An 18,592-nucleotide genomic window follows, 5' to 3' on the forward strand; every position below is an offset into this window, starting at 1 on the left:
GAGAGCCTAGTTGCCCTTCTGGGAGCGCCTGCGCATGAAGACCGCGCCGAGAACGCCTACGCCCATGAGGATCATGGTGCCGGGTTCGGGGGTGGCGGTGGGGGCGGGGGTGTTGGACCAGCGGGCTTCGTAGTTGTTGGCAACCAGGCTGCCAAGGGCTGGATCGAAGAAGTTGTAGGCCTGCATGATAGCCGCACTGAACCCGATTGTATTGGCAATCGTTGTGTCGGTGTACACCAGGGAGCCGTTGATGCTGAATTCAAACGAAGTGCCGGTGAACAGGATGGCGAAGCTCGTCCAGTCGTCGTAGCTCACCGACGTAGCAAGATCGACCCAACCACCTGCAACATCACCGTCGTACACACGATAGCGGGCAGCACCGCCATAGTTGGTGAAACCGATGATGGGATAACCAGAGACAGCAGAACCGTCTGTCATTACGCCCCACATATCGGACCGCACCGTGCCCTTACTTGCATCGGCCCAGCTTTCCTCAATCCAAAGATCGGCCGACAGAACGGACCCTATCCCGCCCGTCAAAGCATAATTCATGCCCTGGGTATTATAGAACATGCTCTGGTAGGCACCCGGCCTGGCGGAAATGCCCTGAGCCCGGTTGATACCGATTTCCAGGACGTTGTCGCGGCCCTGGAAGGTGCCGATATTCGCAAAGGTATTCGGCTGATACCGGTCAGTCACCCAGCCGTTCGGAACATCGGCGAAATCGGGCATGATCGAATTCGCAAAACCTGCCACAGGCAGCAACATCAACACGAACAGAAGAGAAATTGCCTTTTTCATAGTACCCCTTTTGTATTGTCCCAGGCTCATGCCTGTATTTGATTTCGCGTTCGGTTAGCAAAATCGATGCCTACGTGTAACCTATCCAAATCATCCAGCATTCTTGCGGGTCGGCATATGCTTTTCGGAACAATTCCTTCTCGCCAGCCAGACATGCTTGTAAACATTCCCGACAGTTACATGTAAAGATTCCCATCCAGACAACCCGCTGTCCTTCCTTTCCAAAGCAAGCCCTCAAGCGCCTGCGCATTCCGGAGCGAACCGCGCCTTCACGCCCTCTCTCAGGAGGCCAGGGCTCATTCCGGGCAGGCAATCCATTCACAGAATTGTAAATTTTATTACTGTTGACAAAGAAACTCTGAAAGCATAATTCGTTCCTGCCAGACGCGAATCGTTTCGCCCACAGGAACGCAAACACCTCGCCATTCGCGCCTGGCCACCCGCATCGACACCAACTATCGGATTCAGGAGCTTCCCAGTGAAGGGCAAGGACAACGCCTCGGAAACTCTGGCCAAAGGCCTGCGAATCCTGGACATTTTCGGCGTCGGGGACGAGGGCTTCACCTTGAGCCAGATCGCGGGCCGCGTGAGCCTCAATAAAACTTCCGTCTACCGCTACGTGAACACCTTCCGCGAGCTCGGCTACCTGCGCCGCGACGAGCGCACCGGCCTGTACCACCTGGGCGTGCGCGCGCTCTCGCTTGCCCATGCCATCATGGAAAAGAGCGAGATGATAAAGCAGGTGAAGCCCTTCGTAGAGGAGGCCTTCCGCAAGCACGGCGTCCACGTGGACGTGGGCGTGGTGGCTGGCGACGCCATCTACCTCATATACCGCCACGAATCGCGTGACACCTCTGTGTTCCGCTCCTTCAGCTATTCATCCGCCCTGCACTACCTGGCCACCGGCAAGGCCGCCATGGCCTTCATGGACCCCACGGAGCTGCGCCAGCTGCTGGACCGCCTGGAGCTGGCCCCCAAGACGGACAAGACCATCGTGGACAAGGACGCCCTGCTGGCCGAGCTGGAAAAAGCCCACGAACAGGGTTACTCCGTGAACAACGAGGAGTTCGTGCCCGGCCTCATCGCCATCGGCGCGCCGCTCTTCTCGCTTCGCACGGGCAAGGTGGTGGGCGGCGTCAGCTTCGACTCCACCACAGACCAGTACTCAATGAAGGAATTCGAGACCCGCTTCGCCCCCTATCTGGTGGAGCTGGCCAAAAAGATTTCGGCGGTGGTGACCCTCTAGGGCCGCCCCGAGTAGCGACAACAGCGTTTCCAAGTCCGCACGCTCAAGCCCTGCTCTCCGCTTCGAGGCGGCCTGGGCGGGAGGGTGCGGCGTCAGGCAGACGGAGGCGGGCCGCGAGGCCTTCTCCCGGTATTCGGATCGGACCATCTTGCACCCGCTCCGGGCGGTCTTCGCGCCGGAGTCAACGCACAACGTGGAGGAAACTTGAATGAAACGGATTCTGGCCCTGTGCTTGGCAATGATGTTTGGCTTCGCCTCCCTGGCGATTGCCGCGGATGACACCGTCCGCATCGGCGTGTTCCTTCCCCTGACCGGCCAGAACGCCTTCGGCGGCCAGCTGGAGCTTGAGGGCGTGCAGATGGCCCACAAGGAAGCCGGAACCGTGCTCGGCAAGAAGGTCGAGCTGTTCGTGGTGGACAACAAGTCCGACAAGGTCGAGTCGGCCAACGCCACCAAGCGCCTGATCGAGAAGGAAAAAGTCCAGGCCATCATCGGCACCTACGGCTCCTCCCTGGCCATGGCCGGCGGCGAAGTCTCCGAGAAAGCCGGCGTGCCCCAGGTCGGCACCAGCTGCACCAACCCCCTGGTGACCCAGGGCAAGAAGTACATCTTCCGCGTGTGCTTCATCGACCCCCTGCAGGGCGCCGGCGCGGCCACCTACGCCGCCCGCACCCTGAAGGCCAAGAAGGCCGCCATGCTGGTGGACGTCGCCAACGACTACTCCGTGGGCCTGTCCAACTTCTTCAAGAAGTCCTTCACCAAGCTGGGCGGCACCGTGGTCGCCACCCTGAACTACCAGTCCGGCGACCAGGACTTCACCGCGCAGCTCACCAAGATCATCTCCGAGAAGCCCGACGTCCTGTTCATCCCCTCCTACTTCGCCGAAGGCGCTGTCATCATGAAGCAGGCCAAGGAGCTGGGCGCCACCTTCAAGATCCTGGGCGGCGACGCCATGGACAACCCCGAGATCACCAAGATCGGCGGCAACGCCGTCGAGGGCTTCGTCCACACCACCTTCCCCTATGATCCTTCCATGGCCAACATGAACGCTGCGGCCAAGAAGTTCACCGACGACTGGAAGAAGACCCACCCCGCCGACAAAGAGCCCAACGTGAACGCGGCCCTGGGTTACGACGCCTACATGATCATCATCGACGCCATCAAGCGCGCCGGAAAGTACGACTCCGAGTCCATCACCAAGGCCCTGGCCGAGACCAAGGACTTTGTGGGCGTGACCGGTTCCACCACCATCAACGAGACCCATGACGCGGTGAAGCCCATCGGCCTCATCACCATCAAGGACGGCAAGAAGGTCTACGTGGGCGAAGTCGCTCCCGAGCTGTAAGCCGAAGCGAGCCCCGAGCCGTTGACGACCATCCGGGCGGGGAGGACATACGTCCTCCCCGCCCACTCACGGCACCACAAAAGGACTTTCTCATGAATTTCGAAACGTTCATCCAGCACGCGCTCAACAGCCTCACCCTGGGAAGCCTCTACGCGCTCGTCGCAATCGGCTACACCATGGTCTACGGCATCCTGCGCCTGATCAACTTCGCCCACAGCGAAATCTTCATGCTGGGCGCTTATTTCGTCTTCTGGGGCACCACCCTCTTCGCCCTGCCCTGGCCACTGGCAATTGCCCTGTCAATCGCCTTCACGGCGGGCCTTGGCATCATGGTGGACCGCATCGCCTACCGTCCTCTGCGGGACGCTCCCCGAATTTCCGCGCTGATAAGCTCCATCGGCGTGTCCTTCTTCCTGCAGAACGTGGCCATCGTGTTCTTCCAGGCCATCCCCCGCGCGGTGTACCGCCCCGAATGGCTGGAGAACCCTATCATCATGGGCAACGTGCGGGTGCTTCCCATCACGCTGTTCGTGCCGGTGCTCTCGGTGCTCCTTATGCTGGGGCTTGTGTACATCGTGTACCGCACCAAGACGGGCCTGGGCATGCGCGCCATCAGCAAGGACATCGAGACCAGCTACCTGATGGGCGTTCCGGTCAACCGGGTCATCGCCATCACCTTCGGCATCGGCTCGGCCCTGGCCGCAGCCAGCGGCATCATGTGGGCGCTTAGGTACCCGCAGCTCCAGCCCATCATGGGCGCGGTGCCGGGCTTCAAGGCCTTCATCGCGGCGGTGTTCGGCGGCATCGGCTCCATCCAGGGAGCGGTGGTCGGCGGCGTCACCCTGGGGTTCATCGAGATCATGACCGTGGCCTTCTTCCCTGACCTGGCGGGCTACCGAGACGCCTTCGCCTTCGTCCTATTGATCGCCATCCTGCTGGTGAAGCCCACCGGACTCTTCGGAGCCAAAGCGGAGGAGAAGGTCTGATGAACCGCATCACCACTATTCTTTTGAACATTCTGGCGGCTGGCGTCGTGGCCCTGTTCCTGTGGTGGGCCGAGGCCAACCTGGACGGCTACAAGATCCAGATCCTGAACCTCATCGCGGTCAACATCATCCTGGCCCTGTCCTTGAACCTGATCTACGGGTTCACGGGCATGTTCAGCCTGGGCCACGCCGGGTTCATGGCCATCGGCGCGTACGTCTGCGCCATCCTGATCATGAGTCCCGAGCAGAAAGAGATGCTCTTCATCATCGAGGACGCCTACGGCTGGGTGCAGGCCGCCCACGCCCCGTTCCTGGTGGCGGTGTTCGCGGGCGGGCTGGTGGCGGCGCTGTTCGGGCTTGTCGTTGGCATGCCGCTTCTGAAGCTTGGCGACGACTACCTGGGCATCGCCACCCTGGGTTTCGCCGAGATCGTACGCGTGGTGGCCACCAACCTGACCGGCATCACCAACGGCGCGCTCGGGTTCAAGGGCATCCCGGCCTACTCCAACCTGTGGTGGAACTTCGGCTGGTGCGCGTTCAGCCTTTTCGTGATCGTGCGGCTGCTCAAGTGCAACACCGGCAACGTGCTCAAGGCCATCCGCGACGACGAGATCGCCTCCAAGGCCATGGGCATCGACGCCTTCCGCTACAAGCTCCTGTCCTTCACGGTGGGCTCTTTCTTCGCGGGCATCGGCGGCGCGCTGCTGGCCAGCCTCCTGACCACCATCGACCCCAAGATGTTCCTGTTCACCCTGACCTTCAACGTGCTCATGATCGTGGTCACGGGCGGCCTGGGGTCCATCACCGGCTCGGTGCTGGCGGGCGTCGGCATCACGGTGCTGCTGGAGTGGCTGCGCGTGGTGGAGAACCCCCTGAGCTTCGGCGGCTTCGAGATCGCGGGCATCCCCGGCATGCGCATGGTGGTCTTCTCCCTGGCGCTCATCGTGATCATCCTCTTTAGGCGCGAGGGCCTCATGGGCATGCGCGAATTCAGCTGGCAGGCCGTGTTTGGCCGCCTGGGCAAGGGAGGCAACGCCAAATGAGTGCCGAGACCATCCTGGAAGTATCGGGACTGACCATGCGCTTTGGCGGCCTGACCGCCGTGGACGACTTCAGCGCCACGCTGAAAAAGGGCACCATCTCCGGGCTCATCGGCCCCAACGGCGCGGGCAAGACCACCTGCTTCAACATGATCACCGGGTTCTACAAACCCACGTCCGGGCGCTCGGTGTACCGGGGGGTGGAGCTCACGGGCCAGCCGCCCTACAAGGTCTGCAAGGCGGGCATCGCGCGCACCTTCCAGAACATCCGCCTCTTCGGCAACGAGACCGTGCTTGAGAACGTGATGATCGGCTGCCACCTGCGCCAGAAGACCAACTGGCTCCAGTCCGTGTTCATGCTGCCCGCAGCCCTGAAGGAAGACCGGGCCATCCGTCAGCGTTCGCTTGAGCTGCTGGACGTGGTGGGCCTCGCCCACCTGGAGAACGAGCAGGCCAACAGCCTGCCCTACGGCGCGCAACGCAGGCTGGAGATCGCCCGCGCCCTGGCCACCACGCCGGGGCTCATCCTGCTGGACGAACCCGCCGCCGGCATGAACCCCCAGGAAACCCAGGACCTCATCGCCTTCATCCGCACCATCCGCGACCGTTTCGGCCTGACGGTGCTGCTCATCGAGCACGACATGAAGCTGGTCATGGAGATCTGCGAGCACATGTGGGTGCTGGACTACGGCGTCACCATCGCCCAGGGCGCGCCGGAGGAGATCAAGTCCAACCCCAAGGTCATCGAGGCCTATCTTGGAGAGGAGTGCGTCACCGATGCTTAAGCTCACGGACCTGCACGTCCACTACGGCGGCATCCACGCCCTGAAGGGCGTGTCCATGGAAGTGCCCCAGGGCAAGATCGTCACCCTGATCGGGGCCAACGGCGCGGGCAAGTCCAGCACGCTGCGCGCCATCGCCGGGCTCATCAAGAACAAGAAGGGCCAGATCACCTACAACGGCAAGGACCTGACCACGGCCACGCCCGTGGACATCGTCAAGTCCGGCATCGTCATGTCGCCGGAAGGCCGTCGCATCTTCGGCCACCTCTCGGTGTTCGAGAACCTGATGCTCGGGGCCTACAGCCGCAATGACAAGGACGGCATCGCCAAGGACCTGGAGTGGGTGTTCGAGCTGTTCCCGCGCATGCGCGAGCGCCGCGAGCAGAAGGGCGGCACGCTGTCGGGCGGCGAACAGCAGATGCTGGCCGTGGGACGGGCGCTCATGAGCGCGCCGGAAGTGGTCATGCTGGACGAGCCGAGCCTGGGCCTTGCCCCCTTGCTGGTGCGCGACGTGTTCGAGATCATCAAAACCATCAACGAGCGCGGCATGACCGTGCTGCTGGTGGAGCAGAACGCCTTCGCGGCCCTCAAGGTGGCCCACTACGCCTACGTCCTGGAGACCGGAACCATCGTGCTGCAGGGAACCGGCAGCGAGCTGGCCGCCGACAAGCGGGTCTGCGAGGCCTACCTGGGAGGTTGATCCGCATGGACGTCTCGCCCAAGACCATCCGCCAGTACCGCCTGGAGTCCGATTCCCTGGGCGAGGTGCGCGTTCCGGCCAACTCCCTCTACGGGGTGCAGACCCAGCGCGCCATCGACAACTTCCCCATCACCGGGGTGCGCATCTCGCACTACCCGGAGTTCGTGAAGGCCCTGGCGGCCATCAAGAAAGCCGCCGCAATGGCCAACGAGCGCATGGGCATGCTGGACGCCCCGCGCTCCAAGGCCATCCGCGAGGCCTGCGACCTGATCATGGCGGGCAAGCACCGGGGGCATTTTCGCGTGGACGTGATCCAGGGCGGGGCGGGCACCTCCAGCAACATGAACGCCAACGAGGTCATCGCCAACCTGGCCCTGGAGCTCATGGGCCACTCGCGCGGGGACTACGCCTTCCTGCACCCCAACAACCACGTCAACCTCTCCCAGTCCACCAACGACGTCTACCCCTCGGCCATCCGCCTGACCCTGGTCATCATGGGACAGGCCCTGCACAAGGCCATGGGCAGGCTGGCCAAGGCCCTGGAGGACAAGGGCGTGGAATTCGCCCACGTCATCAAGATCGGGCGCACACAGCTTCAGGACGCCGTGCCCATGACGCTGGGCCAGGAGTTTCGGGCCTGGGCGCTCATGGTACGCGAGGACCGGCAGCGCCTGCTGGAGGCGCTTGACCTGGTGCGCGAGATCAACCTCGGCGGCACGGCCATCGGCACGGGCATCAACGCCCCGCCGGAGTACGCGCCGCTGGTGGTGGCGCTTCTGAACCAGGTCAGCGGACAGGGCATGATCCTGGCCGAGAACCTGGTGGAGGCCACCCAGGACGCCGGGGCCTACGTGCAGTTCTCCGGAGTTTTGAAACGTACGGCAGTGAAGCTCTCCAAGATCTGCAACGACCTGCGCCTGCTGTCTTCGGGTCCGCGCTGCGGCCTGGGCGAGATCCGCCTGCCCAAGATGGCTCCGGGCTCGTCCATCATGCCCGGCAAGGTGAACCCCATCATCCCCGAGGTGGTCAACCAGATCGCCTTCCAGGTGATCGGCTCCGACCTCACCGTGACCATGGCCGCCGAGGCCGGACAGCTTGAACTGAACGCCATGGAGCCTGTGCTGGCCCACAACCTGTTCAACTCCCTGCTGCTTCTGCGCCGGGGCTGCGTGGTGCTGGCCGACAAGTGCGTCAAAGGCATCGAGGCCGACGAGGAGCGCTGTCGGCAGAACGTTGAGCAGAGCCTGGGGCTGGCCACGGCCCTGTGCCCCTACGTGGGCTACGACGCCGCCTCCAGGATCGCCCAGCACGCCGCGCGCGAGGGACTGAGCGTCCGCGACGCCGCCCGCGCCATCCTGGGATGGGACGAAAGCCGCCTGACCGAAGTGCTGAACCCCGAAAGCATGCTGACGCCGGTTGAGCCCAAGCGCGAATTCGTGTGCTTCACGGCTGACCGCCCCGACGTCTCACTGGACGCCCCTGCCGGGGAATGCCCGGACAACGGCGGCGCGCCGGACACCCACTAGACCAGCAAGGACTGCGTGTGAATCTCTCCATCTACACCATGGGTGGCACCATCGACAAAGTCTACTTCGACGACCTCTCGGACTACGTGGTGGGCGAGCCCCAGGCGGGCGAAATCCTGAAAGAGGCCCAGGCGGCCATCAGCTTCACGGTGAACGAGGTCCTGCGCAAGGACAGCCTGCACCTCACGGATGAAGACCGCCAGTTGCTGCGCGAGCGCGTGGCCGCAGACCCCGAGCGCTTCATCCTCATCACCCACGGCACGGACAGCATGGTCCAGAGCGCCCAGGTGCTGAAGGGCATCGCCGACAAGGTCATCGTGTTCACCGGCGCCATGAGCCCGGCCCGCTTCAAGGGCTCGGACGCGTCGTTCAACGTGGGCTGCGCCGTGGGCGCGGTGCAGTCGCTGCCGCCGGGCGTGTACATCTGCATGAGCGGGCAGGTGTTCGAGGCGGGCACGGTGCGCAAGAACCGCGCGGCGGGCCGTTTCGAGAGCCTGGGCTGATTCTGCCGATTTCACCGCAAGGGGCGGTTTGCTTCGGGCTTCTTCTTGTGTAGGGTAAGGCGTAGTGCGTCCATACTCGACATCAAGGAGATGACCGTGTTCGACAAAGCCGCCCTTTCTCTGCAAAACTCCCCCGCCCGTTGGCTGGTGACCGGCGTGGCCGGATTCATCGGCTCCAACATACTGGAAAAGCTCCTGAGCCTGGGACAGACCGTCACCGGCCTGGACAACTACTGCACCGGCTACAAGGCCAACCTGGAGTCGGTCCGGGCCAGCGTCGGCGACAAAGCCTGGGCCAACTTCCGCATGGTGGAAGGCGACATCACCGATCCGGCGGCCTGCCGCGAAGCCTGCACCGGCGTGCAGTACGTGCTGCATCAGGCGGCCCTGGGCAGCGTCCCCCGCTCCATCGAGGACCCCATCACCTCCGACCGCGTCAACGTGGGCGGTTTCGTGAACATGCTGACTGCCGCCAAGGAAGCCAAGGTGAAGCGCTTCGTGTACGCGTCCTCCAGCTCCGTCTACGGCGACCACCCGGTGCTGCCCAAGGTGGAGGAGCAGATAGGCAACCAGCTCTCGCCCTACGCGGTGACCAAGCTCACCAACGAGCTCTACGCCAACGTGTTCGGGACCTGCTACGGCCTTCAGGCCATCGGGCTTCGCTACTTCAACATCTTCGGCCCCCGCCAGGACCCCGACGGGGCCTACGCCGCCGTCATCCCCAAATGGTTCGACGCGCTGCTTCGCGGCGACACCGTGTACGTGAACGGCGACGGCGAGACCAGCCGCGACTTCTGCTTCGTGGAGAACGCCGTGCGGGCCAACATGCTGGCCGCCGTCTCCCAGCACCCCGAGGCTCACGGCAAGGCCTACAACGTGGCCTGCGGGACGCGCACCACGCTGAACGAGCTCTACGTCCTGCTGCGCGACCTGGCCGCCACCAAGAACCCCGAAGCCGCCAAGGCCAAGCCCGTCTACCGGGAAGAGCGCGCGGGCGACGTGCGCCACTCCCTGGCCAACATCACCCGCGCCAGGACGCTCCTGGGCTACGAGCCGCTCATCCAGATCAAGGAAGGCCTGGACATGGCCGCCAGCTGGTACTTCGAACTGGCTGCGCGGAGCGCCTGATCGCGCGCCCTCAGAAAGCATGCTCAAATGCCTCCCCATCCAACCGGATGGGGAGGCATTTTCATTTCTGGCTTCCCACCTCCCCCGCCCCGGAACATGAAATATTGTTCATCATGAGCGCTTTCCAGCACAAAACTGTCACTCCAACATACCGGAATGATTCGATGAAGACATCCATTTCGCGTCATCTGGTTCAGTGGCCGTGTTCTCATCACCTCAGTTCTCATGCTAAAATTGTTGTCATGGAGAACCATTTTCCGTAGATAAGAGTTATTCCTAAGGCCGTTTGTCCGGGCCGCACCGGATGGACGTCGTCAGCGTGTCGTCCCCACGGTAGAGCACAGTTATTACGATGATGGCTTTGTGAATGTGCTTATTATCCCTGGGACAAGTGATTTATATTCCAGGGACGCAAATCCAGAAGGTCATGTACGCCAGAAGGAATCAGCCGGAACCAGTGCTGAATCCCTGCCTTGCTGGCGTAACGGCATGGCCGCAGCACCAGAGGATCGGGCTCATGGCATTCAGGACGACAATGAAACAATGTGCAAACTCAGGGAGGAAACCGTATGAGCGATGAGAGCAAGTGTCCGGTAACAGGCAGGACCGGCAGGCAGGTGGCCGGCGGCGGCACTTCCAACCGTGACTGGTGGCCGAACCAGTTGAACTTGCACATCCTGCACCAGCACTCCTGCAAGTCCAACCCCATGGGCAAGGACTTCAACTACGCCGAGGAGTTCAAGAAGCTCGACATCGAGGCCGTGAAGAAGGACCTCTTCGCGCTGATGACCGACTCGCAGGACTGGTGGCCCGCAGACTACGGCCATTACGGCCCCCTGTTCATCCGGATGGCCTGGCACAGCGCCGGAACCTACCGCACCGGCGACGGACGCGGCGGCGCAGGCTCCGGCAGCCAGCGCCTCGCCCCCCTGAACAGCTGGCCGGACAACGTCAACCTGGACAAGGCCCGCAGGCTGCTTTGGCCCATCAAGCAGAAATACGGCAAACAGATCTCCTGGGCCGACCTCATGGTCCTCGCGGGAACCTGCGCCATCGAATCCATGGGGCTTAAGCCCTTCGGCTTCGGCGGCGGGCGCGTGGACGTCTGGGAGCCGGAGGAGGACATCTACTGGGGCGCGGAGGACACCTGGCTTGGCGACAAGCGCTACGAGGGAGACCGGCAGCTCGACAACCCGCTGGCAGCCGTGCAGATGGGCCTCATCTACGTGAACCCGGAAGGTCCCAACGGCAATCCCGACCCTGTGGCTTCGGGCCGCGACGTCCGCGAAACCTTCGCCCGCATGGCCATGAACGACGAGGAGACCGTCGCGCTGGTGGCGGGCGGCCACACCTTCGGCAAGTGCCATGGCGCGGGCGACACCAAGCATGTGGGGCGCGAGCCGGAAGGGGCCGGGCTTGAGGAGCAGGGGCTCGGCTGGAAGAGCAGCTTCGGCAGCGGCAAGGGCGACGACACCATCGGCAGCGGCATCGAGGGAGCCTGGAAAGCCAACCCCACAACCTGGGACATGGGGTATCTGAAGACCCTGTTCAAGTACGAGTTCGAATTGGTGAAGAGCCCGGCCGGAGCCAACCAGTGGCTGGCCAAGGACGTGGCCCCCGAGGACATGGTGGAGGGCGCGCACGACAAGTCCAAAAGGCTTCGCCCCATGATGACCACGGCGGACCTCTCCCTGAAGTTCGACCCGATCTATGAGCCTATCGCGCGCAATTACCTGAGCAATCCCGAAAAACTGGCCAACGACTTTGCCCGAGCCTGGTTCAAGCTGACCCACCGCGACATGGGGCCGCGCTCGCGCTATCTTGGCCCCCTGGTTCCCCAGGAAGCCCTCATCTGGCAGGACCCCGTACCCCCGGTGGACCACGCGCTGATCAACGAAAGGGACGTCGCCACCCTCAAGGCAAAGATCCTGGCTTCGGGCCTGTCCGTCTCCCAGCTGGTCTCCACCGCCTGGGCTTCGGCGTCCACGTTCCGCGGCTCGGACAAGCGCGGCGGAGCCAACGGGGCGCGCATCCGCCTGGCCCCGCAGAAGGACTGGGCGGTCAACCAGCCCGAGCAGCTGGCCACGGTGCTCGCCGCCCTCGAGGCCATCCAGAAGGAGTTCAACGGCGCGCAGTCCGGCGGCAAGAAGGTCTCCCTGGCCGACCTGATCGTCCTGGGCGGCTGCGCTGGCGTGGAAAAAGCGGCCAAGGCCGCCGGGCTCGACGTGACCGTCCCGTTCTCGCCGGGGCGCACGGACGCCTCGCAGGAGCAGACTGACGCCGAGTCATTCTCGGTGCTTGAGCCCAAGGCGGACGGATTCAGGAACTACCTCAAGGCCAAATACTCCGTGTCGGCGGAGGAGCTGATGGTGGACCGCGCGCAGCTCCTGACGCTGACCGCGCCCGAAATGACGGTGCTGGTGGGTGGCTTGCGCGTGCTTGGGGCCAACTTCGGGCAGTCCCCGCACGGCGTCTTCACCAAGCGGCCCGAGACCCTGACCAATGACTTTTTCGTGAACCTGCTGGACATGCGCACCCAGTGGAAGGCCACCCCGGACGAAAACCTGTTCGAGGGGACTGACCGCGCCACGGGCGAGCCCAAGTGGACCGGCACGCGCATCGACCTGGTCTTCGGCGCGAACTCCCAGCTGCGGGCCATCGCGGAAGTCTACGGATGCGGCGATTCCCAGGAGAAGTTCGTTGGCGACTTCGTGGCGGCGTGGGTCAAGGTGATGAACCTGGACCGCTTCGATCTCGCCTGATGGTTCGCATGGCAATCTGAGCGATCAGGCTTGGGTTTGCCGCAGGATTGATGTATCCAGTTCTTCAAATCAAACCCTCACGCCCCGCGCGCCACCACTATCCGTGGGGCACGTGGGGCGTGGGACGCTTCCACAAAGCGACAAGGAGCACGACAATGGCCGACAGGCAGGCACGCAAGGACAAGGTGATCGAGGTTCTGAACAAGGCTCGCGGCATGGAACTCTACGCCATCACCCAGTACATGAACCAGCACTACAACCTGGACAACCTGGACTACGGCGAACTGGCCATGAACATGAAGCTCATCGCCATCGACGAGATGCGTCACGCCGAAATGTTCGCCGAGCGCATCAAGGAACTGGGCGGCGAGCCCGCCACCAGCGCGCTGGGCACGGTGCAGAAGGGCCAGGACGTCCGCGCCATCTACCCCTTCGACAGCAGCGTGGAAGACGAGACCGTGGACCAGTACAACCAGTTCCTGAACATCTGCCGCGAGGCGGGCGACAGCATCAGCGCCAAGCTCTTCGACGCCATCATCGAAGAGGAACAGGCCCACTTCAACTACTTCGACAACGTGGACGGCCACATCAAGACCCTGGGCGACACCTACCTGTCCAAGATCGCCGGGACCCCCTCCTCCACCGGCGGGACCACCAAGGGTTTCGCGCTGCCCGGCGCAGGCGCGTAGCGCAGACGGATAAACGGCCCGGCGCGTGACATACCGCGCCGGACCGTTTCCATCCCGCGTTCCCCCTGCTTCAGCTCTTGCGTATGCCCCCCACCACGTACACCGGGTCGCTGGTCCAGGTCTGGCGGATGTGCGGATCATCCACGGGCCGCCACCAGTTGCGGGCGCTGAAGGTCCACAGGTCCGCGTAATCACCGCTCGCCAGCAGGTACTCCAGAACCAGCCCCATGCGCTCGAACTCGTGCAGGTCCAGCCACAGGGGCGTGGCCTTGGTGGGGAACCAGCGGTTGGAAAACCCGAACAGCAACTGCCCGCCGGGCCGCAGCACCCGCGCGCACTCCCGCACGATCCCGGCGGGGTCCAGCAGGTACTCGACCGACAGGCTGCACACCACCGCGTCAAACCCCGCGTCCGCGAAGGGCATCACGCCATCCCGGTTCAGGTCCTGCACCACGCGCGCGGACAAGAGCGGGTTGGCCGCGAGCTCTTCCATGTTCATGCCAAGGCCCGTCACGTCCAGATCCGCGTCCAGCGGCAGGTGCGACTGCACCGAGGACATCAGGTCCAGCACGCGCGCCCCTCGGGGAATGCGCGATGCGTACTGCTGCGTGAGAATTGCGGACGCCTGGGCGTCGACGTGCCCGATGAGGCGCGGCCTGGCGTAGAACCGGGCGTCGTCCTCGTTGTCCAGGCGGGCCTCCCCGTCCGGGGGCGTGAAGTCCGTGGGGGCGAAGTCTGCCCGCCGGGCCTGCATGCCGGGACCGAAGCAGCAGATCTCCTCCAGCCAGTCCGAGAGCCTGCCCCCGGTGTCGGATTTCTTCTCCGCCACGTTCAGCACCGTGGCGTCCAGCCGAAACGGCCTGCCCGCCAGGGGGTGGTTGAGGTCCAGCACGAACCGGCCATCCCTGGCGTCGAGGACGCGCGCCGGACGCGCGTCCTGGGGGAATATTCCCGGCAGCGACCCGAACAGCCCGCGCGGATAGTGGCGTCCGTCCCTGGGGGACACCGTCCGCCCGGCCACGGTCGGGGGGGTGAAGCACCGGTGCGGAACCTCCTGCACCAGGGCGTCCTGGCGGTCCGGCAAGGCCTGCCCGGCGGCGTAGGATACTCCGGCGGATTCACCCGCGACCAGTCCGGTCAGGGCGTCCTTCAATCCGGGCGGGAGGATGTCCCGCCAGAGGTTCATCTTGCGGGCCAGGAACCGCTCCTCATGGAACGCCTCCCGACTCTGCCAGGTCAGGGAAAAGTCAACGGTGGCCAGGGTTTGATCGCTTACACGGGGCATGCTCTCCTTCTTGCTCACCCTGAATTGGGTTCAAAGTGTTGAATGATGCTTGGCGCGTAGACTGAAAATGGTAATTCGGGTTATCATGATGTCAAATGCGGAGTTCCCCCATTTTCCGCTTCCGGATTGTCAACATGCCTAAACTGAAGTAGGCGTATTGCAGTTTCCGGTTGAATAACATCAGGCGTTTACGGAAGCGTCCAGTGCCTTTGCCCGGACGCCGTTCGAAGAGTCCATCTGGCCCAGAGGCGGCGCAATCATGAGGAAAAGGGCGATTCTGATCGTCATGCTGCTCGCGGCAGGCGCGCTCGTCCTGACGTGCCAGAGACAAAGGCCTCTCGTGCTCGGTTTTGCCGGGCAGCTCACCGGGACCTTCTCCGACCTGGGTGTCCAGGGGAGAAACGGGGCGACCCTGGCCGTGGAAGAGATCAATCAGGCGGGGGGCGTGGCGGGCAGGCAGCTGAAGCTGTTGGCCGTGGATGACGGCAACACCCCTGACGCCGCCCTGGCCGGGGACGAGAGCCTCCTGGACGCAGGAGCCGTGGCCATCATCGGCCACATGACCAGCTCCCAGACCATGGCGGTGCTGCCCATGGCGGAATCGCGCGGCGCGCTGCTGGTCTCCCCCACCACGGCAACCCCTACGCTCACGGCCAAAAAGGACCTGTTCTTCCGCCTGATTCCGGACAACTCCAGCTGGGCCGCCGCGCTGGCGGAGTTCGCCCTGAAGTCCCGCCGGATCGAACGCGTCTACGTCCTGGGCGACAGCGACAATACCGCCTACACCGCAAGCTTCAACAAAGCCTTCGTTCAGCGATTCCAAGCTCTTGGCGGCATGATCAGCGCAGCCAGGGAGTTCTCCTCCAAAGCCAGGCCGGACTGGAAGGCCCTGGTGGAGGATGCGGCCTCGTCCGGAGCCCAGGCAGTGGTGCTTACCGCCTCGGCCAGGGACGTTGCCGAGTTTGCCAAGGCCCGCGCGCTGGCCAGGGTGGACATGCACATCCTCTGCCCCACCTGGCCCTACACCCGCGAGATTCTCGTGGCGGGCGGAGAGAGCGTGGAAGGCATCATCTTCGCCACCAGCTACACCGAAGAGAACGACACTCCGCGTTTCAAGAGCTTCCAGCACCGCTACCAGGCACGCTTCGGCTGGGAGCCCAATTTCGCTGCGGCATACTCCTACGAAGCCGTGCTGCTCCTGGCCAAGGCCCTGGAGATCACCGGCGGGAAGCGCCGGGGCCTTGAGGACGCGCTGACATCCACGGGGACAATACAGGGCGTCATCGGCGATTTCAGCCTGGACCAGTACGGCGACGTCTCGCGCGGCACCTTCCTGGTGACCATCGAGCAGGGCCGGTTCAAGACCGTGCGCAAGCCCGGGGAATAGCCATGCCCTCCAGATCCATCGCCAGCATCATCTCCCGGACCCTCATCCAGCGCACGCTCATCCCGGCGGTGGTCTGTCTGGCGCTGCTGGCCGCCATGCAGGGCATCAAGCAGAAAGACGCCGTGGAGACCAAAAACCAGGATTTCGCCCAGACCCTGGCCCTCTACGCCGATTCCTACATGGACGGGGCCTACCGTTCCCTGGAGCATTTCGCCGATGCCCCTCCTTCGGGCACGGGCGTCCCCCTGTCGATGCGCCTGGCGGACATGCTCTCCGTGATGCCCTCCATGGACCGCCTGATCCTGACCGACGCCCAGAACACCATCCTGTCCGCCGAGCCTGCCGGACCGCGCGGCCTGGATTTCCCCATCCGCTTCGACAACGCGCACGGCCGCAGATATCTGCTGTCGCGCCCCATTCCCTCCCCGCTGACGGGCATTCTCACCGTGTTCATCGGCGTTCGGCGAAACACCGGAGGCGTGCTGGCCGGAGAACTGAACCTGTTTGAACTGACCAACCACATCCAGGCCCTTTCGCGCAACTGGGCAGGAGAGGTCATCCTCTGCGACGCCTTCGGCAACCTGGTGTCCCACCCGGATCCGTCCCTGGTGGCCACCCAGACCAACATCGGGGATTCCCCGCTGTTCAAGGCCGCCAGGCAGGGAGAAGCGACCCTCATCTACCGTGAGAACGACGACTTCTTCCTGGGCGCGCATGCCGTCATACCGGGCCTTGGCTGGCTGGTGCTTGTGCGCACCCCGGCGGCCGGAGCCATGGCTCCGGCCCTGGCTCCCGTGGCCGTGGCCGCCGTGGTGATGGCGTCGGTCTTCATATTTCTTACCCTGATGCTGCGCCGCGAACTGGACAAACGCATCTCAAGCCCCATGGCCCAGGCGGCCACCCGCCTGGACCGCCTGCCGCGCAACGCCTCCTACAGGCCAATACCCGACCCGCCCTTTGCAGAGCTGGGGCGTTTCGAGGCGGCCGTTGCGGACATGACCGACCGCATCGCCTCCGGCGAGGCCCACCTGCGCGAAAGCGAGCGCCGCTTCCGGGCCATTTTCGAGCAGGCCGCCGTGGGGTTGGTGCAGTGCACGCCCCAGGGCAACTTCCTGCGCGCCAACAAGCGCTTCACCCAGATCTGCGGCTATACCCCCCAGGACCTCTCCGGCATGAACCTGCTTAAGTTCAGCCTCCCCGAGGACAGGGAGGACGACGCGGACAACATGCGCCTTGTGCTCTCCGGGCATCTGCCCTCCTTCGACATGGACAAGCGCCTGCTCGCGAAGGACGGCCAACAGGTGTGGGTTCACCTCACTGCCTCTGCGGTGCGCGACGACGCAGGCGATGTGCGCTCCATCATCGTGGTGGTGGAGGACATCAGCGCCCGCAGGAACGCGGAAAAGGCCGTGAGCGATTCGCTGCGCGAAAAGGAGATCCTGCTGCGCGAAATCCACCACCGGGTGAAGAACAACCTGCAGATCATCTCAAGCCTGCTCTACCTCCAGAGCGACCACGTGAACGACCCCGAAGCCCTGACCATGTTCCTGGAGAGCCGCAACCGCATCGCCTCCATGGCCCTGGTCCACGAGGAACTCTACCGCTCCGACGACCTCTCCGGCGTCAACATCCGCGAATACGCCCTGAAGCTCGTCCCCCGGCTGGTGGCCGCCTTCCACTCCGGCAAGGGCATCCAGTGCGCGGTGGAGGCGGACGACGTCTGCCTGGTGATCGGCCAGGCCATCCCCTTCGGGCTCATAATCAACGAGCTGGTCACCAACGCCGCCAAGCACGCCTTCAAGGGACGCCCCTCCGGCACCATTTCCGTGGTCATACACGGGGTTGACGGCAGGCTCCAGGCGAGGGTATCTGATGATGGCGTCGGGCTTCCACCGGATTTTGACCCAGCCAGCACGTCCACCCTGGGGATGCAGCTCGTGGTCCAGCTCACGCGCCAGTTGCGCGGCGAGTTGATTCATGGAGACAGCCAAGGAACGTCGTTCACCCTCAGCTTTCCCGTGACGGAGGCCCATTCGCATGAGTCCAGCTAAAGTCATGATCGTCGAGGACGAAGTCATTGCAGCCATGGCCACGGCCCGCATGCTCAAGAAGCTCGGCTTCGACGTGTGCGGCAACGTCACCTCCGGGGAGGAAGCCCTGCTGGCCTTCGACGGTGAATGCCCCGACATCATCATCATGGACATCCGCCTGGACGGCGAACTGGACGGCATCGAGACCACCAGGCAGCTGAAGCTGCGCCGCGACGTCCCCGTCATCTTCGTGACCGCCTACTCCGACGACTCCACCCGCACCCGCGCCGAGGCCACCAAGCCCCTGGCCTTCATCAACAAGCCCCTGGACATCAGCCAGTTGGAGCACATCCTCTCCAACCTGAGCATCGGCGGCAAGTAA

The 18,592-nt window shown here is 63.8% G+C and carries 16 protein-coding genes; 14 read left to right on the forward strand and 2 right to left on the reverse strand.

Going from position 1 to position 18,592, the window contains the following annotated elements:
- Positions 1–6: 6 nt before the first annotated feature.
- Positions 7–801, reverse strand: a complete 795-nt coding sequence (locus G453_RS0120940) for a PEP-CTERM sorting domain-containing protein (RefSeq protein WP_027192610.1) — start codon at positions 799–801, stop codon at positions 7–9.
- Between the two features lie 478 nt (positions 802–1,279).
- Here G453_RS0120940 and G453_RS0120945 point away from each other — a divergent pair, with 478 nt between their 5' ends.
- The 11 genes from G453_RS0120945 (at position 1,280) to G453_RS0120995 (ending at position 13,508) form a co-directional block, all read left to right on the forward strand.
- Complete coding sequence (locus G453_RS0120945; protein WP_027192611.1) at positions 1,280–2,047, forward strand: IclR family transcriptional regulator; 768 nt, start codon at positions 1,280–1,282, stop codon at positions 2,045–2,047.
- 208 nt (positions 2,048–2,255) lie between these two features.
- Positions 2,256–3,392, forward strand: a complete 1,137-nt coding sequence (locus G453_RS0120950) for an ABC transporter substrate-binding protein (RefSeq protein ID WP_027192612.1) — start codon at positions 2,256–2,258, stop codon at positions 3,390–3,392.
- Positions 3,393–3,484: 92 nt separating this feature from the next.
- Positions 3,485–4,378: a branched-chain amino acid ABC transporter permease gene (locus G453_RS0120955; RefSeq protein ID WP_027192613.1), complete on the forward strand. Its 894-nt coding sequence runs from the start codon at positions 3,485–3,487 to the stop codon at positions 4,376–4,378.
- On the forward strand, positions 4,378–5,421 hold the full coding sequence (locus tag G453_RS0120960; protein WP_027192614.1) for a branched-chain amino acid ABC transporter permease: 1,044 nt from the start codon (positions 4,378–4,380) through the stop codon (positions 5,419–5,421). Before G453_RS0120955 ends, G453_RS0120960 begins: the two co-directional genes overlap by 1 nt.
- On the forward strand, positions 5,418–6,203 hold the full coding sequence (locus G453_RS0120965) for an ABC transporter ATP-binding protein (protein ID WP_027192615.1): 786 nt from the start codon (positions 5,418–5,420) through the stop codon (positions 6,201–6,203). The genes G453_RS0120960 and G453_RS0120965 overlap by 4 nt, the downstream gene beginning before the upstream one ends.
- Positions 6,196–6,900: an ABC transporter ATP-binding protein gene (locus G453_RS0120970; RefSeq protein WP_027192616.1), complete on the forward strand. Its 705-nt coding sequence runs from the start codon at positions 6,196–6,198 to the stop codon at positions 6,898–6,900. Before G453_RS0120965 ends, G453_RS0120970 begins: the two co-directional genes overlap by 8 nt.
- A 5-nt stretch (positions 6,901–6,905) precedes the next feature.
- Positions 6,906–8,426 carry an aspartate ammonia-lyase gene (locus G453_RS25695; protein WP_084502653.1) on the forward strand — a complete coding sequence of 507 codons (1,521 nt, stop codon included), beginning with the start codon at positions 6,906–6,908 and terminating at the stop codon, positions 8,424–8,426.
- A gap of 17 nt (positions 8,427–8,443) precedes the next feature.
- On the forward strand, positions 8,444–8,929 hold the full coding sequence (locus tag G453_RS0120980) for an asparaginase domain-containing protein (protein WP_027192617.1): 486 nt from the start codon (positions 8,444–8,446) through the stop codon (positions 8,927–8,929).
- 90 nt (positions 8,930–9,019) lie between these two features.
- Complete coding sequence (locus G453_RS0120985) at positions 9,020–10,057, forward strand: SDR family oxidoreductase (protein ID WP_027192618.1); 1,038 nt, start codon at positions 9,020–9,022, stop codon at positions 10,055–10,057.
- Between the two features lie 569 nt (positions 10,058–10,626).
- Positions 10,627–12,819, forward strand: a complete 2,193-nt coding sequence (gene katG / locus G453_RS0120990; protein ID WP_027192619.1) for a catalase/peroxidase HPI — start codon at positions 10,627–10,629, stop codon at positions 12,817–12,819.
- Between the two features lie 155 nt (positions 12,820–12,974).
- On the forward strand, positions 12,975–13,508 hold the full coding sequence (locus G453_RS0120995) for a bacterioferritin (RefSeq protein ID WP_027192620.1): 534 nt from the start codon (positions 12,975–12,977) through the stop codon (positions 13,506–13,508).
- 70 nt (positions 13,509–13,578) lie between these two features.
- Here the strand turns inward: G453_RS0120995 and G453_RS0121000 are convergent, their stop codons facing one another.
- Positions 13,579–14,793, reverse strand: coding sequence for a methyltransferase domain-containing protein (locus G453_RS0121000; RefSeq protein WP_027192621.1), 1,215 nt, complete (start codon positions 14,791–14,793; stop codon positions 13,579–13,581).
- Positions 14,794–15,052: 259 nt separating this feature from the next.
- Between G453_RS0121000 and G453_RS0121005 the strand changes: the two genes are divergently transcribed.
- From G453_RS0121005 to G453_RS0121015, 3 genes are read left to right on the forward strand one after another with little or no spacing between them, the layout of a single operon-like run.
- A complete protein-coding gene (locus G453_RS0121005; protein ID WP_027192622.1) occupies positions 15,053–16,180 on the forward strand; it encodes an ABC transporter substrate-binding protein in 1,128 nt (375 codons plus the stop codon).
- Positions 16,181–16,182: 2 nt separating this feature from the next.
- Positions 16,183–18,231 (forward strand): sensor histidine kinase, encoded by a 2,049-nt coding sequence (locus tag G453_RS26860; RefSeq protein WP_051272731.1) that lies wholly within the window; start codon positions 16,183–16,185, stop codon positions 18,229–18,231.
- Complete coding sequence (locus G453_RS0121015; protein WP_027192623.1) at positions 18,218–18,592, forward strand: response regulator; 375 nt, start codon at positions 18,218–18,220, stop codon at positions 18,590–18,592. Before G453_RS26860 ends, G453_RS0121015 begins: the two co-directional genes overlap by 14 nt.

It is taken from the genome of Fundidesulfovibrio putealis DSM 16056 (genome assembly GCF_000429325.1).
In the GTDB taxonomy this organism is placed as follows: domain Bacteria; phylum Desulfobacterota; class Desulfovibrionia; order Desulfovibrionales; family Desulfovibrionaceae; genus Fundidesulfovibrio; species Fundidesulfovibrio putealis.